Source organism: Streptomyces sp. 150FB, assembly GCF_000818195.1.
Lineage (GTDB): Bacteria > Actinomycetota > Actinomycetes > Streptomycetales > Streptomycetaceae > Streptomyces.
Map to the genome: position 1 here is coordinate 8049066 of NZ_JTHL01000001.1, position 15743 is coordinate 8064808.

General features: G+C 72.5%; 8 protein-coding genes and 1 pseudogene. 5 read left to right on the forward strand and 4 right to left on the reverse strand.

Annotated features, from left to right (window positions below):
• The 4 genes from QR77_RS34600 to QR77_RS49880 form a co-directional block, all read right to left on the reverse strand.
• Positions 1 to 1176 (reverse strand): type III PLP-dependent enzyme (locus tag QR77_RS34600; protein WP_201778846.1); only part of this gene is annotated, 1176 nt, incomplete at its 3' end.
• Positions 1163 to 2686, reverse strand: a complete 1524-nt coding sequence (locus QR77_RS34605; protein ID WP_040025965.1) for a class I adenylate-forming enzyme family protein — start codon at positions 2684 to 2686, stop codon at positions 1163 to 1165. The genes QR77_RS34600 and QR77_RS34605, both read right to left, overlap by 14 nt.
• Entirely contained in the window at positions 2686 to 3876 is a 1191-nt protein-coding gene (locus QR77_RS34610; RefSeq protein WP_040025967.1) for a hypothetical protein, read from the reverse strand. The genes QR77_RS34605 and QR77_RS34610 overlap by 1 nt, the downstream gene beginning before the upstream one ends.
• Positions 3873 to 3995 (reverse strand): hypothetical protein, encoded by a 123-nt coding sequence (locus QR77_RS49880; RefSeq protein ID WP_269084344.1) that lies wholly within the window; start codon positions 3993 to 3995, stop codon positions 3873 to 3875. Before QR77_RS49880 ends, QR77_RS34610 begins: the two co-directional genes overlap by 4 nt.
• 567 nt (positions 3996 to 4562) lie before the next feature.
• Here QR77_RS49880 and QR77_RS34615 point away from each other — a divergent pair.
• From QR77_RS34615 to QR77_RS47095, 5 genes and pseudogenes are all read left to right on the forward strand, one after another.
• A complete protein-coding gene (locus QR77_RS34615; RefSeq protein WP_078877512.1) occupies positions 4563 to 7877 on the forward strand; it encodes a type I polyketide synthase in 3315 nt (1104 codons plus the stop codon).
• Positions 7874 to 14668: a condensation domain-containing protein gene (locus QR77_RS34620; protein ID WP_040025969.1), complete on the forward strand. Its 6795-nt coding sequence runs from the start codon at positions 7874 to 7876 to the stop codon at positions 14666 to 14668. The genes QR77_RS34615 and QR77_RS34620 overlap by 4 nt, the downstream gene beginning before the upstream one ends.
• A 180-nt stretch (positions 14669 to 14848) precedes the next feature.
• Positions 14849 to 15124, forward strand: coding sequence for a phosphopantetheine-binding protein (locus QR77_RS34625; RefSeq protein ID WP_063798210.1), 276 nt, complete (start codon positions 14849 to 14851; stop codon positions 15122 to 15124).
• The gene (locus QR77_RS47090) at positions 15121 to 15264 is read left to right on the forward strand and encodes a hypothetical protein (protein ID WP_160310984.1); all 144 of its coding nucleotides are present in this window, start codon (positions 15121 to 15123) and stop codon (positions 15262 to 15264) included. Before QR77_RS34625 ends, QR77_RS47090 begins: the two co-directional genes overlap by 4 nt.
• 85 nt (positions 15265 to 15349) lie before the next feature.
• A pseudogene (locus QR77_RS47095) lies at positions 15350 to 15743 on the forward strand (hypothetical protein); the annotation flags it as partial.

Here is a 15743-nt window from a genome sequence, read left to right on the forward strand (position 1 = left end):
AAAGCCGATGAGGCTGGCGTACAGGCCGTAGGCGCCGACATTGGGTACGGCGACCAGATCACCCGGGCTGAGGGCGGGCAGCTTCGCACCGCGTGCCCAGGTGTCGAGCGGGGTGCACAGCGGCCCCACCACGATGGCGTCCAGCTCGGGGGCCGAGTCGGACCCGGCGACGGTGCGCACCACGTGCGGGGCGAGCACCGGAAGACGGCGGAGTCCGGACATCCCGCCGAGATGGTGGATGCCGGAGGCGAGAACGACGATGTCCTTGCCCTGGGAGCGCTTCACATCCAGGACGGGGGTCACCAGCGTGCCGGCGGTGCCGACGAGGTAGCGGCCCGACTCGAACACCACCTCGGGCGCCCCGTCGCGCCAACCGGCTATCTCTCTGTCGAAGAGCTCGTGCAGGCGGGGGCGGAGCGCGGTGAGGTCGACGGCCTCGCCCGCCTTGGCGAACGGTGCGCCGAACCCGCCGCCCAGGTCCAGGACGCGCAACCGCACGCCGTGTTCGGCGAGCCGCTCGGTCAGCCGCCGTGCGGTGGCCAGGGAGCGCTGGAACTGTCCGTACAGGGAGTCGACTTCGGTGAGGTTCGTCCCCATGTACAGGTGCAGTCCGACGACTTCGACCCTGGGCCGATCCGTGAACCGTTCCGGCTCGGCCATCACCCAGCCCGTGTCCGCGCCGAACTGCGAAGGGACGCCGGTCATGACCAGGCCCTGGCCCGGGACCGGCTGGTCGTCGTTGATCCGCAGCAGGCAGCGGGCAGTCACTCCGAACTCCGCCGCGAGCCTGTCCAACTGCTCGATGGCGTAAGGGGAGTCGACGGAGAACAGCCGCACTCCGCGGGTGAGGGCCTCCCGGATCTCCGCATCGCTCTTTCCGGGCCCGGTGTACAGCGCCTCGGCGGGATCCCAGCCGGCGCCGAGCGCCGCGTCCAGTTCGCCGGTCGAGCAGACCTCCGGCCGCGTGCCGGACGCGCGCAGCGTGGTCAGCAGCGCCGGGTGCGGGTTCGCCTTCAACGAGTAGAACAGGCCGGCCCGGTCCGGCAGGGCCGCGCGCAGCAGTTGGTGGTTGCGGCGCACTTCCGCGAGGTCGTAGATGTACGCGGGCGTCGGGACGCCCTCCAGATCGGCCGGCGGAACGGGCAGCACACCGGCGTGGCTCTCAACCACGGACATGGTCCACCTCGTTCGCCAGTGCGGCCAGCGCCTTGCGGTCGGTCTTTCCGTTGCCGGTGAGAGGCAGCTCCGGCAGTACGTGACAGGTGCCCGGGATCTTGTACTCCTCGATCACCTGACGCATGGCCTGGAGTACGTCCGGCGCGCTCAACTCGTCGGTGACGGTCACGAACAGGCGGGCGGGCGCCGATCCGTTCGGGGCCAGAACGGCGGCCGAGCCGACGGCGGGCAGACGGCGTGCCGCCGCCTCCACCTCGATGACGCTGACACGGAAGCCGTTCTGTTTGTAGACGTCGTCGCGTCGGCCCTCGACGTACAAGTAGCCCTCTTCGTCGAGCCGGCCGAAGTCGCCGGTACGCAGTTCGGGGAACAGCCCCTCGGCTTTGGGGTAGCGCTGGGCGTTGAGTTCGGAATGCCGCCAGTAACCGGACATGACGTTCGGGCCACGGACCACGATCTCGCCGACCTCGCCGGCGGGCAGACGCCCCCCGTCGGCGTCGACGACGAAGACTTCGGTGCCGGGCAGGGCCAGCCCGCTCGAACCCGGCCTGGCCAGATCCCCGTTGGCCGGCATGATGGTGGCGCGCTTGCACTCGGTGAGCCCGAACATCAGATGGACGTCCAGCCCGGGGATGTTCGAGCGAAGCACGGCCAGCGTCTCCTGCGGCATCGCGGCACCGGTGTTGGTCAGCATGCGCAAGGAGAGCTTGCGATCTCCGGCGCGGCGCAGCAGCCGCCCCAGGGTGTCGGCGACCGCGGGGACCGCGGGGAGCACGGTGGCGTGCGAGCGCAGCAAGTTGGTCAGCAGCGGCGGCCCCACCTCCGCGGGCCGGCCCAGCCAGACGTGGGCGCCACCGCAGGCTCCCAGAAAGAGCTGGTAGAGGCCGTAGTCGAAGGAGAGCGGGAGCGGGGTGTAGACCACGTCGTCCGGTCGGTAGCCCAGCACGTGCTGGATCGCCCGCACCGCGAACAGCATCTGCTGGTGGGTGCTGACGACGGCCTTGGGAAGCGACGTCGTACCGGAGGTGTAGATCAGGCAGACCGGGTCCACGGAGAGCGGCGCGGTCGGTAGCGGCCCGTCCTTGCCCTCGGTGTCGAAGGCGTGTGCTGTGACGGTCGCGAGGTCCTCGGCCCGTACGCCCCGCTGCCCCGCCGTCGCCCGGTTGGGCGGCGAGTCGCTGACGATGAGCATGGGTTCGCTGTCGTTCAGCACATGTTCGAGCTGCTCGCCCTGTACCTGCTCATGCAGCAGCGAGAACGCGACGCCCAGGCGTGAGGCGGCGTAGACCAGAACGGGCACCGTGGTGGATGCCTTCGCGCTGACCAGTAGCCGGTGTCCGCGCCCCAGGCCCAGTTCGGCCAGCCAGTAGGCGACGCGGCGGCTCGCCCCAGCCAGTTCCAGGTAGGTGATGGTGCGGTCGTCGCACGTCACGGCGGGGCGGTCCGGCCAGTGCACAGCCGCCTCGTCCAGCAGTTCGTGCAGCAGAGCGGCAGGGAGCTGGGTAGTCATCAGGCCTCTTCGAGGTGAGCGAGCGCAGGCTCGGCGTACAGAGACCGCCGCACGATTGCGCAGATGGCGTCGATGTCGTGCAGGTTCTCGGGCACCAGGTCGTCGGCGTCGAACTCGAAGTGCAGCTCATCCTCCAGACGTTCGACGATCTCCACGATCCGGAAGGAGCTGAACTGCGGTACATCGCTGAGGAGTTGGCCGTTCAGGAGCGGTTCGGCGCTGGTGCCGAGCACCGCCGCGGCCACACCGGCGACGGTCCGGCGCAGCTCGGCGCCCACCGCTGAGGGCGACTCGGCGATACCTCCCGCAGCAGTGGTGTTGCCGAACACCACGCTGTCCGCGTGCAGTTGCTCCCGGAGGCGGGGCAGCAGCGCCGGCGGTTCCGTCCGGCCGCGTTCGACCCGGCGCACGGCCAGGTAGGTCTGCTCGGTGAGGGAGTCCCAGGCGCTCAGGTGGGCGTCGACGGCGCTGTCCGGTGACGGTCCGAACGTCGCACGGAAGGCGGCGTGCAGTTTGCGGGAGCGGGCCAGGAACCAGGTTTCCAGGGTGAGTTGGCTGAGGGCCGCGCTTCGGTCGGGGTGCCGCGCATAGGCGTCGACGTAGGCGTCAACGGCCTCGGGGCCCGCGAGATCGAGGGCGGCCGCAGCCGCGCCGGGCCGCCCGACCGCCGGCACCAGCTCGGCGACCAGGTCGGGGCCGGGCACGGCGGCGGTGAAGGCCTGGGCCGGCAGGGTCCACAGCCCGGGGCGCGCGCTGCCCCACGGAGTTTCGTTGTGGTACCCGTCCACGACGTTCACTTTGTCCGTGCCCTCGGCCTCGGCGAGGAAACTGTGCGCCATGTGGCGCTGCTGGAAGTAGGGGACCCACGGCAAGTGATAGGCGTCCGACACCACGTAACTCCCCTCGGCCAGGGGGATGTCGGCCGTCGCGGGTGTCCGGTGCAGCGCGCGCACAGCGATTCCGAGAGTGCTCTGCGCGTCGGCGAGATGCTGCTCGACGGTACGTGCCACGGTCGGCAACCCGGTGGCCCCGGTCCCGGTCCCGCTCCCGGTCTCGGGAGCGAAACGCAGCGTCGCGCCGAGACGTAGATGGGTACCCGCACCGTGCCACCTGTCGGCGAGTACGGCGAGATTTACCTGGAGGCAGTCGAAGAGTTCGTACGCGACGGTGGGTGGCGGGGTCTGCGTCATACCGGGGCTCCCGCGCCGCTCGCCGACTCCGTGCCGGGCCGCGCCCGAAGCAGCGGCTCGGCTGTCGTCACGCGGTCGACCGACTCGAAGACCGCGTCAGGATCAAGTCCAGTGTCCATACGGCTTTCCCTCGCAGGGGAATCAGGAGCGGCGGCCGGGATCCGGGCCATGACATGGTGCGCGGCGCTCGCTTTCCGGTGCGCCGGCGGTGCGTGGAATCCGGGCGCCGTTCGTGCCGCCCGTAACAGACCGCATGGCCTCGATGAACGCTGCCCGTGCCTGGTCGCGTACTTCGTGGGGACGGTGTCCCTCCCGCGAAGGTCAGCATCGCTTGGGCTTGATGCCTTGTGGCCCACCATCGTCCCGTCCCTCGTGAATTGGTTTGTTGGCTCGCCGAGGAAGCTATCGGGGTGACGTGATATCGCCGCCATTCGCCTGCCATGCGTTCAGCATGTAGGGCCCCGGTGAGATGGCGTTCGGAATGTGACGCCCGTCGGTCCAGGTCGAAATCGGTGATGTTCGGGGCGATTTGTCGTGGCCGTACGCGGGGATACCCGTGGCCGTGAATGGCCCGGTAAGTGGCCGACTGCGGGGAGCTTTGGAGCCTGCGGCCAAACGCATGGCACACGAATGGCGGCCATATCAATTCGCTCCGATAGCTTCCTCGGCGAACCGCAAAACAATCCATGAGGGAGGGGCCGGCGGTGCGCTACGAGGCATCAAGCTCAAGTAATGCGGACCTTCGCCCGAACAGCGGCGCTGACAACTCCGATGCGAACGACCACTCCGGCGTCAATTCCGATGCCGCCGGAGCCGGCGACCTCGACATCGCGGTGATCGGCATGGCGGGCTCCTCCCCGGGGGCGCCCGATCTCGACCGGTTCTGGGCGAACGTCCGCGCCGGGCACCGGACCGTACGTACGGTGCCGGCCCCCGAGTCCGGCGCCGGCGCGGGTGCTTCGGCCTCCGACCGCCCCACCGCCGTGCGCGCCGGGGGAGTGCTCGACGGGGCCGAGCTGTTCGACGCGGCGTTCTTCGGCTACAGCCCCCGCGAGGCCGAGCTGCTCGACCCCCAGCAGCGGGTCTTCCTGGAGTGCGCGTGGACCGCCCTGGAGGGGGCCGGCTACGGCTCGGCGATCGGGCGGCCGGTCACCGGTGTCTACGCGGGGGCCAGCCTGAGCACCTATCTGATCCGCCATCTGCTGCCCAACCCGGGCCTGGCCGAGCTGCGCGAGGAGCAGATGCTCGGCAACATCACCGACACCCTGGCCACCCGCGCCGCCTACCACCTCGACCTTTCGGGCCCGGCGATGTCGGTGCAGAGCGCCTGCTCGACCTCCCTGGTCGCGATCCACCTCGCCTGTCAGGCACTGTTCGCCGGCGACTGCGAGATCGCGGTGGCCGGGGGCGCCTCGGTGCGCCTGCCGCAACTGTCCCTCCACGACGGCCGCGAGAACGGCATCCTCTCCCCGGACGGCGGCTGCCTGCCCTTCGACGCCCGAAGCGCGGGCACGGTGAGCGGCAACGGTGTCGGTGCCGTGGTGCTCAAGCCGCTGGCCGCCGCCCTCGCCGCCGGCGACCGGGTGCACGCCGTGGTCAAGGCCACCGCGGTCAACAACGACGGCCGCCGCAAGGTCGGGTTCACCGCGCCCAGCGTCCAGGGCCAGTCCGCCGTACTGCGCGCCGCCCGTGACCTCGCCGGCGTCGACCCGGCCGACATCGGCTATCTGGAGGCGCACGGCACCGCCACGCCGCTGGGCGACCCGATCGAGTTCGCTGCCCTCGCCGAGGCCTTCGCCGGGCGCGACCCGGAACGCGACGGGCGTTGCGCCCTGGGCTCGGTCAAGGCCCTGATCGGACACCTGGACGCGGCCGCCGGCATCACCGGGTTCCTCAAGGTCGTACTGGCGCTGGAGCACGCCGTCGTGCCACCGAGCCCGTACTTCGGTGAGCCGAACGCCGGCATCGACCTGGCGGGCAGCCCGTTCGAGGTGCCCACCGCCGAGCGGGCCTGGGCGCGGCCTCGTGGCGGACGGCGCCTGGGGGCGGTGAGCAGCTTCGGCATGGGGGGCACCAACGCGCACGTGATCCTCCAGGAGGCGCCCGACCCGGCCCCGGCCGGTCCGTCGCTTCGCGAGCGGCACCTGCTCGTACTCTCGGCCCGTACGCCGAGCGCGCTGGAAACGGCCCGTGAGCGGCTGCGCGAACATCTCCTCACCGGACCGGGGCCGAGTCCCGCCGAACTCGCCGACACCGCGTCCACCCTTCAACTCGGCCGCACCGCCTTCACGCATCGCATGGCTGTGATCGCGGACTCCGCGGTGGACGCGGCGGCCGCACTCGCCCCGGGGTCGCTGGAGGCCATGACCGGTCATGTGGAAGGCGGCCGCCGCGACATCGTGTTCATGTTCTCCGGCCAGGGCGCTCAGCACGTCGGCATGGGAGCCGGGCTGTACCGCACCGAGCCCGCGTACCGCGAAGCCTTCGACACCTGCGCGGACCTGCTCGTCCCGACCCTGGGCCGGGACCTGCGCGACCTCGTACTCGGGGAAGCCGCGGCGGATCGGCCGCCGGGCGCCGCGGAGGACTCGGCTGTCGCCGAACCGCTGCGCCGAACCGAGTTCGCGCAGCCCGCCCTGTTCGCGGTCGAATACTCCCTCGCACGGCTCTGGGAGTCCTGGGGCATCCGGCCGGCGGCGACGATCGGCCACAGCGTCGGCGAGTACGTGGCCGCCTGCCTGGCCGGCACCATGCGGCTGGAGGACGCGCTGCGCCTGGTCGCCCTGCGCGGGCGCATGATGCAGGCGTTGCCGCCGGGCCGCATGCTGTCGGTCGCGCTGCCGGTCCAGGAGGCCGAGCGGTTCGTACGGGGCGACGTGGCCGTCGCCGCGTCCAACGCGCCTTCGCTCACCGTCCTGTCGGGGCCGGCCGAGGCGCTCGACGAGATCGAGCGGACGTTGGCCGCCGAGGGGGTCGCGGTCCGTCCGCTGCACACCTCGCACGCCTTCCACTCCCCGGCGATGGACCCGATCCTCGATGACTTCCGCACCCTCGTGGCCGCCGTCCCGCTCGCCGCCCCGGCTCTGCCGTTCGTCTCCAATCTGTCCGGGACCTGGATCACCGACGAGGAGGCCACCTCGCCGGACTACTGGGTACGACACCTGCGCGGGCGGGTCCGCTTCCACGAGGGGCTGGCGACCCTCGCCGAGACCGGACCGCTGGCGCTGATCGAGGTCGGTCCGGGCACCGCCCTGGCCACCCTGGCCCGGCAGAACCCGGAGATGTCAGGGAACCTCGTGGTCGGCAGCCTGCCCGCGCCCGGCCGGCCGGTCCCCGCCGACCGGACCGCCACCGAGGCCCTGGCGCGGCTCTGGCTCGCCGGCATGGAGCCGGACTGGACCGGCTACTGGCGCCACGACCCGCGCGGGCGTGCGGAGTTGCCCACGTACCCCTTCGAGCGCGAACGCTATTGGATCGACCCTCCGGCCGCCGAGGCGCTCATCGGGCTGATCCCCGCCGAGGGCGGCCCTCCGGCCGACTCCCCACCGCTCGCCGAAGCCGACCTGACCGCTGGACGTGTCGGCGCCGGTGCCGGCGCCGCGGCGAACGAGGACGGAGCGAGCGGGGGCGCGCACGACGCCGTGGCGTTGGCCGCGTACCCCCGGCGGCTGGCGACCGCCTTCGTCGCGCCCCGCGACGAGCGGGAGGAAGCCGTCGCCGCGGTCTGGAGCGACCTGCTCGGCATCGCCGACATCGGCGTCCACGACGACTTCTTCGAACTCGGCGGCCACTCCCTGCTGGCCACCCGCGTCGTGGCCCGGCTGCTCGACGTCCTCGACGTCGAACTCCCGCTCAGTGCCCTGATGGAGGCGCCGACCGTGGCCGCGCTGTGCGAGTACGCCGACGAAGAGCTCATGAACGCCTACCTCGGCAGTCAGTCCGCTTCAGGGCCCGCCGCCACCGACCCGCTGCCCGACCCCCGGAAAGAGGGCGTCCGATGACCGAGACCATCCGCGAACCCGCCCGCGAGATGCCGGCCGACAAGCGCGCCGAACTCCTCGCCCGGCTGCGCGCCGAAAAGCGCGACGCCGCCGCTGCCGGGCGGCTGCGCCCCCGTGACGCGGGCCTGGACCTGATCCCGCTCAGCCCGGCGCAGGAGCGCCTCTACTTCCAGGACCTGCTCGATCCGGGCAACCCGGCCCTCAACATCACCGTCTCGATCCGGGTCCGTGGCGCCGTGGACCACGGCGCCGTGGAACGCGCGCTGGCCGTGGTCGTGGAGCGCCATGAAGCGCTGCGTACGGCGTTCGTCGCCGGCCCCGAAGGGCCGCGCCAGCGCGTCGTTCCCGCCGGACCGGTCGCCGTCGCTGCCGGGACTGTCGCTGTCGCTGCCGACGGGGATGCCGCGCCCGGCGACCGGCAGGGCCCGCCGGACCTCGACGCCGCCCTGGTCCGGCACGCGCGCACCAGACTCGACCTGGTCACCGGACGCCTCGTGGACGCCGCGCTGTTCCCCGTCCGGAGCGACGAACACCTGCTCCAGATCGTCGTCCACCACATCGCCTTCGACGGCTGGTCCACCTCCGTCCTCGTGGAAGACCTCGTCGAGGCCTACCGCGCCGACACCGAAGGCCGCCGGCCGAAGCTCGAAGCGCTGCCGGTCCAGTACCCGGACTTCTCGCTGTGGGCGCGCGAACGCGCGGCGGGGGAGCGCTACGAGCGCCGCCTCGCCTCGGTCCGCGACCGCCTGACCGGCGCCCCGTTCGTCCTGGACCTGCCCGCCGACAGGCCCCGGCCGCCGCAGCAGACCCACCACGGCGCCCTGACCCCCCTCGTACTGGACTCCGAGACCAGCGCGCGGCTGGCCGCGCTGGCCCGCGCCGAGGGCACCACACCGTTCGTCGCCCTGCTCAGCGTCCTGACGATCCTGCTCGGCCGCGCCTCGGACGACGCCGAAGTGGTCATCGGGTCCGCGGTGGCCGGGCGTACGCGTCCCGAACTGGAGCCGATGATCGGCTGCTTCGCCGACATCCTCGTCCTGCGCATGGCCCCGACCGCTTCGACCACCTTCCGCGACCTGCTGCGCGCGGCGCACGAGGAGGCAGGCCGGGCCTACGGGGACCAGGAGGTGCCGTACGCCAAGATCGTCGAAGCCCTGGCTCCGCCGCGCGACCCGTCCCGCAACCCGCTGTTCCAGGTCATGTTCGGCTTCCACGAGGTCCTCCCGGCCCGCTTCGACGACGCGGTCCCCGAGTTCACCGTGGAGACGCGCGACAACGGCGTCACCGACTTCGACCTGTTCCTGAACATGGACCGCCGCGAGGACGGCTGCTTCCAGGGCGAACTGCGCTACAACACCGACCTGTTCACCGCGGCCGCCATCGCCGACCTCACCGGGCGCTTCGCCGACGTGGCGCGCGCCGTAGCCGTCGCCCCCGACACGCCGTGGAGCCGGCTCGCTCCGGCGCGCGCCGGAGTGGTCGCGCTGGCGGCCTCGTTCCCGATCGAGCCGGTGCTGCCGGTCGTACGCGCCTGGGCCAAGCACGCGGGCCTCGGGCTGGACTTCGAGGTGCCGTCAGAACCCGGCCCGGTGGCCGCACAACTGCGCTCGCTGACTGGCGTGTTCGGCAGGAACCCCGGCGCGGCCCATGTGGTGCTGCTGCGCTGTGAGGATCTGGCCAAGGCCGGCGCCGTACCGGACCGCCGCGACCCCGAGGCGGTCGGCGCGGCCCTGGACCGCGGCCTCGTCGAGTTCTGCGACGCGCTGTCCGCCTATCGCGCCTGGTCCGAGGACCCGCTGACGATCGTGCTCTGCCCGCCCTCGGCGGCCTGGTCCCGCTGGGAGGGCACCGAGGTCTTCGACGGACCGGCCCGCCGTCTCGGCGAAGCCTGCGGACGCTGGTCCGACGTCCGGATCCGTACCGCGCGGGCCGCGGTGGAGAAGCCCCCTGAGAGCACCGACAGCACCCGTAGCACCGGGGGCGACGGCTTCGACGAGGACCGGGACGACGCGGACTTCCTCGACGGGCTGGACGTCGTACCGTACGCCGGTGCCGACTTCCACGCCCTGCTCGGTGCCTCGGTCGTACGCGGCCTGCTGCCGCTGACCGTACGCGACGAGGACGGGCGCCCGGCCGAGCTCGTCCCGGTCTGGCCGTCGCGCCTGGCCGTCGGAGCCGCCGGACCCGTCGGCGGTACGGACGCGGCAGACCTCGCCGACGGCGGGCCGGCCACCGCGACCGGAGCGCCGGGCGCGGCCGGATTCCGCGAGCCGGTCACCGACACCGAACGCCGCCTGGCCGCGATGTGGCAGCAGGCGCTCAAGGTCGACCGGGTCGGCCTGGACGACAGCTTCTTCGCCCTCGGCGGCCACTCCTTCCTCGCCGTCGACCTGCTCACCGGCATCAAGGCAGAGTTCGGCCGCTCGGTGGAGCCGTTCGAGCTCTTCCGGGGCCCGACCCTCGGCCACCTCGCCCACCTCGTCGACGCCTCGGCACCCGGCGGACGCGAGGACGGCCCGGTGCCCGTCTCACGCGACCAGACCCTCGCACCGTCCTCCACCCAGCGCCGGCTGTGGACCCTGGCGAAGGTGCACGGCGCCGGCCTCCTGCACAACAGCGCCTTCCCGCTGCGCATCGACGGCGACCTCGACGAGACCGCGCTCCGTACGGCTGTCGCGGCCCTGCTCGACCGCCACGAATCGCTGCGTACGACCATCGCCGAGGACGGCGACGGCGCGCCGGTGCTGCGCATCGTGCCCGACGCGGCCCGCTGGGGGAGCGAGGTCTTCCCGGCGACGACGGCCGTCCCCGAAGGGCCGGGCCAGGCCGACGAGATCGAGCGCCTGATGCGCGCCGCCGCCGAGGAGACCTTCGAGCTCGACCTCGGCCCGCTGGCCAGGTTCCGGCTGTTCGCCGCCGGGCCACGCACCCACTACCTGTCGATGGCCATGCATCACGCGGTCACCGACAACCGGTCCTGGGCCATCATCGTGCGCGACCTGGCCGAGCTCTACCGCGCCGCCCGCGCGGGACGAACCCCGGAACTCCCTGAGCTGCCGGTGCAGTTCGCCGACTACGCCCACTGGCAGCACGACTGGCTCCTCGGCCCGGGCGGGCGCGAACACGAGACGCGCTGGCGGGAGATCATGCGGGACGTCCCCGCGGTCTCCTCGCTGCCGACCGACTTCCCGCGCACCGGGGAGATCGGATTGGACAGCGCCGCGGTCACCCGGCGCGTCGACGCCGAGCTGGCCGCGCGGCTGCGCGCCGCCGGACGCAGGATGGCGGTGCCGCTGTTCAGCATCGTGCTCACCGCGTTCCACCTGTTGGCCGCCCGCGCCGGCGGACGCGACGAGTTCGTCGTCGGCACGCTCAACGGCAACCGCGAGCACGCCGGGCTGCCCGATGTCGTCGGCGACTTCGCCGACCTGGTGCCGATCCGGCTGACCGGGGCCGGAGACCTGACCGTCACCGGCCGGGTCGCGGCCACCCACCAGGCGATTCTGGACGCCCGCGCCGTCCAGCGGCTGCCGTTCGAGAACATCGTCTCGGCGGTCCGCGCCGTACGTGTCCCCGGCCGCCAGCCGCTGTTCCAGACGCTGTTCAACTTCGTCGACGGCGACGAGGGACTGCCCGACCTCGACGGTCTGACCCTGGCGCCGCTGAGCTGGCTCCGCGCCGGGACAGAGTTCGAGCTCCTGTTCAGCCTCGACGCCGAGGGCGGCGAGTTCCTGATCACCCTGGACTACCAGACCGGGCTGTACTCACCCGCCGGGGCCGAGGCGCTGCTGCAGGCCTTCGCCGCCATGCTGGAGGCGGTGGCCGACGAGTCCGAGGCCCGCAGCGGTGACGTCGCCTTCCCCCAGGACTGCCGGATCCCGGTGATCGCGCCGGGAACCGAACCCGACACCGGGTCCGACGCCGCCGAGACCGTCCCCTCCACCGCCGTGGCCGCCAGTTTCACCGCCGAAGCGGCCGGCCCGGCGCTCGGTTTCTGGTTCGACCTGTTCGGCCGCCCGGCCAAGGTCGCCTTCGCCCCCTACGCGCAGGTCGTGCAACAACTGCTCGACCCGGACGCCGCCTTCGGTACGGCAGGGGCACCCGTCAACACCGTGCTGCTCCGCTGGGAGGACTGGGTCCGCCACCTCGGCCACGACCCGCGCGCTCTCGCCGGTGCCGCCGAAGGACCGGCCCGCTTCGACGCCGTCGTACGCGACCTTGAAACCGCCTTCGGCGACCTGCACGCGGCCCTGCTCAGCCACCGCACCTGGTGCCGGACGCCGCTGCTGATCGCCGTCTGCCCGGCCTCGCCCGGCTGGGCCGCTGAACCGTGGGCCACCCTGGAACGCGGGCTGACCGCACGTCTGACGCGGCTGGCCGCCTCCCTGCCCGCCGTACGGGTTGTCGACGCCGGGCCCCTCGCCGGCCGGTACCCGGTGGAACGGCGCGACGACGAACACGCCGACCGTCTCGCGCACATGCCCTACACGCCGGAGTTCACGACGGTTCTGGCCACGGTTCTGGCCCGCGCCCTCCTGAGCACCGAACCGCGCCGCACCGTCTACCTGGACCCAGGCCGGCTGCTGGGGCTCGGCGGCGGTGACGGGGCCGGCGGCGGTACCGAGGCCGGCGGTCGCGCATCCGCCGCGCTCGTCGCCCGCGCGCTGCGGCGGGCGACGGCCCAGGGCCGCACGCTGGTGTTCGCCGGTGCCGAGCCCGCCGTTCGACTGCAACTCGCCGCCCGTCCGGATCTGCTGCCCGACGTGGATGCCGCCTCGTGGCTCGCCTGGCATTCCGCGGGGGACCTCGAAGCCCCCTTCGCCGAGGCGGTCGCGGCCGGCGCCGTCGACCCGGCCGACTGTGTCGTGCTGGACCCGGACTCCGAACTCCCCGGGCGGCTGGCCGCCCGCTTCCCGGGCGTACTCGCGGTCGCGATACCCGAGGATCCGGACGGCGCGCGCCACGTACTCGACCACCTGTGGGCGCTTGACGAGCCGCTCTTCTCCGGGGAGTACGACGCCGACACCGCCCTCGGCACCGCGCCGGGCGTCAGCGCGGCCGCAGGCTCGCGCGTCCTGACCGAACTGTCCGACGCGGCCGGAATCCAGGCGGCCGTGGACCGCGCCCGCTGGCGCGTGTACCGAGGCGAATACGTCGAGCCGCGCACCGGGCGTGAACGACGGCTGACCGAGATCCTGGCCCGGCTGCTCGGCATCGATCGCGTCGGGCTCTCCGACAGCTTCATGGCGCTCGGCGGCGACTCGATGACCGCGATCCAGGTCGTCTCCCAGGCCGCCCGGCACGGCATCAGCCTCTCTCCGCGTGCCGTCCTGGAGATGCCGTCGGTCGCCGACCTGGCCGAGGCCGACGCGGCTCCGGTCGTCGTCGCCGACCAGGGCCCGGTCGTCGGGCCGGTGGCCCTGTCCCCGGCTCAGCGGTGGTTCTTCGCCAACCCGGTCGGAGCCGCAGGCGATCCCAACTACTACAACCACCCCTATTACTTGACGGTGCGGCCGGACGTCACCGCGGAGCACCTGGAAAGCGCGCTGCGTGTCCTCGTGGACCATCACGACGCACTCCGGCTGCGCTTCGCCCGCGGCGAGGACGGTGAGTGGCGGCAGTGGTCGGAGCCCACCGGCATGGAGGTGCCGTTCGAGCGCGTCGATCTGACCGGGACACCGGCCGAGGAACGCGCCGCACGGGCCGAGGCTCTGGCCATCGGACTCCAGAGCGGCCTCGACCTGGCGACCGGACCGGTTCTGCGCGCGCTGCACCTGCACACCGACGGCGAGCCGGACAGGCTGCTGATCATCTGCCATCACCTGGTCGTGGACGGCATGTCCCGGGGCCTCCTGCTGGAGGACCTGACCACCCTCACCGAACAGGCCGTCACGGGGGTACCGCTGCGTCCACCGCTGAAGACCACGTCGTTCCGCGACTGGACCGACCGGGTCGGCGAGTACGCGGCCGACGAGGAACTCCTCGCCGAGGTGCCGTTCTGGCTGGAGCAGGTCGCCCCCACCCCTGAAGGAGTCCGCGCACCCGTCGTGCCGGTCGACCACGAGGGCGGATCAAGGGAGATGGCCTACATGGAGACCGCCGAGGTGCGGGTCAGCGCCGAGGACACGGCCGCGGTGCAGCGGCTCGCTGTCGGCCGGCGCGCCAGCCTCTCCGACGCGCTCTTCGCCGCCGCGGCCTCGGTTCTGGCCGAATGGACCGGCAGCGACTCCTGCCGGTTCGCGGTGGCCGGGCACGGTCGGCCCCACCGATTCCCGGATCTCGACCTGGTCCGGACGGTGGGCTGGTTCCAGATCTACTTCCCGCTCGCCATCGACGTCGCCGGTGCCGGGGGCATGGCGCTGGTGCAGTCGGTACACCGTCAGCTCTCGGTCGTCCCCGACTCCGGCTTCGGCTACGCGGTGCTGGCCGGCCAGCACGCCGATCCCGCACTGCGCGCCCGTCTGACGGGTGGCGAGCAGCCGCTGTTCAGCTTCAACTACATGGGCGAGTCCGGGTTCGAGCAGACCTCGGCGCACACGTCCCTGTTCGGGCACTGCCCCGACTCGTACGGCCCCTGCCAGGACGGTGCGTGCACCTGGCCGTACCTGTTCGACCTGATGCCGGCCATCGTCGACGGCGCGCTGGTCCTCCAGATCTACTACCGGAGCAGCATCCATGACGCCGCGACCGTCACGGCGCTCGCCGAGCGCATCGCCGACCGGTTCCGCGCCCTGGCCGCACCCGGGGCCGAGGAGCTGCCCCCGGCCACCCGATCCGCGGCCGGGCACTGACGCCCGGGCCTGCTCACGTCGTCCGGCCGTCGCGCCCGCGATTCCCGTTCATCCTCTTCGAGTTCTCCGAAAGGTGGATCCGATCATGTCCTTCCGGTCCACGTGCCCCGGCACCGACCTCTCATCGCCGACCCCCGCGGCTCCTGCCCCGGCGCCGCGTACCCGGCAGGCGGTCCGCTGATGGCCACCGCCGAGCAGACGGCCGCCGTGCCGCCGACCGATCAACTGTCCGGCCTGATCGCCGAGGTCCTGGGGGTGCCGGGCGCCGAACTGGCCGAGGACTCCGGACCAGGCGTCCATGACGCCTGGACGAGCCTGAAGCACGTCGAGGTCGTGGTCGTGCTGGAGGAGCACTTCGGTGTAGCGCTCAGCAGCCGGGAGATCAGGGGCATCACCAGCATCGCCGGTCTCCGCGAGCTCCTGGCGGCCAAGGGGGTCGCGGGGGTGGACTCGTGACCGTTGACGGCCCTGCCCCGCCGCTGACGACCCGTCAGTTCGAGCGGGCCGAGGCCAGCCCGTCCGAGGACGGTACGGCGGCCCTGGGGCCGTACGACATCCGCGCGGCCTCCCGCGACCACCGTGACATCAACCCTTGACGCGGTCCGTTCCCTCGCCGAGGTCAAGCAGGCCCTGGAACCGCCGACATCCTCGCCGGGCTCAGGCGCTGACGGAAGGACGATCATGCCATTGCCCCTCATAGACGTCCCGGTCGACCTGCGCGCGCTGCGGGCCGCCTACCGGGCGACCGAGCGCACGGGACCGCCCGACGGACCGCGTATCGGGATCATGGCCAGCTACACGGCCGACTCGGTCGTGCCCTATCTCGGAACGGCGCTCGGCGGGGCGTACGGCCGCCCGGACTTCCACGTCGCGCCCTACAACCAGATCGTCCAGGAGTGCCTGGACCCGGACAGCGGCTCCGCTCGGGCCGGCCTGGACGTGGTGGTGGTCTCGCAGCGCCTGGAGGAACTGGAGGACGGCGCCTGGACCCCCGGGCTGCTCGCCGTCGCCGACGCCGCGCGGCAGGCCGCTGCGCGGTGGGGTGCCACGCTGGTCGCGGTGCTTCCCGGGCTGC

Coding starts and splice junctions, on each gene's coding strand:
- QR77_RS34605 (WP_040025965.1), bottom strand. CDS start 2,686: ATGACTACCCAGCTCCCTGCCGCTCTGCTGCACGAACTGCTGGACGAG.
- QR77_RS34610 (WP_040025967.1), bottom strand. CDS start 3,876: ATGACGCAGACCCCGCCACCCACCGTCGCGTACGAACTCTTCGACTGC.
- QR77_RS49880 (WP_269084344.1), bottom strand. CDS start 3,995: ATGGACACTGGACTTGATCCTGACGCGGTCTTCGAGTCGGTCGACCGC.
- QR77_RS34615 (WP_078877512.1), top strand. CDS start 4,563: ATGAGGGAGGGGCCGGCGGTGCGCTACGAGGCATCAAGCTCAAGTAAT.
- QR77_RS34620 (WP_040025969.1), top strand. CDS start 7,874: ATGACCGAGACCATCCGCGAACCCGCCCGCGAGATGCCGGCCGACAAG.
- QR77_RS34625 (WP_063798210.1), top strand. CDS start 14,849: ATGGCCACCGCCGAGCAGACGGCCGCCGTGCCGCCGACCGATCAACTG.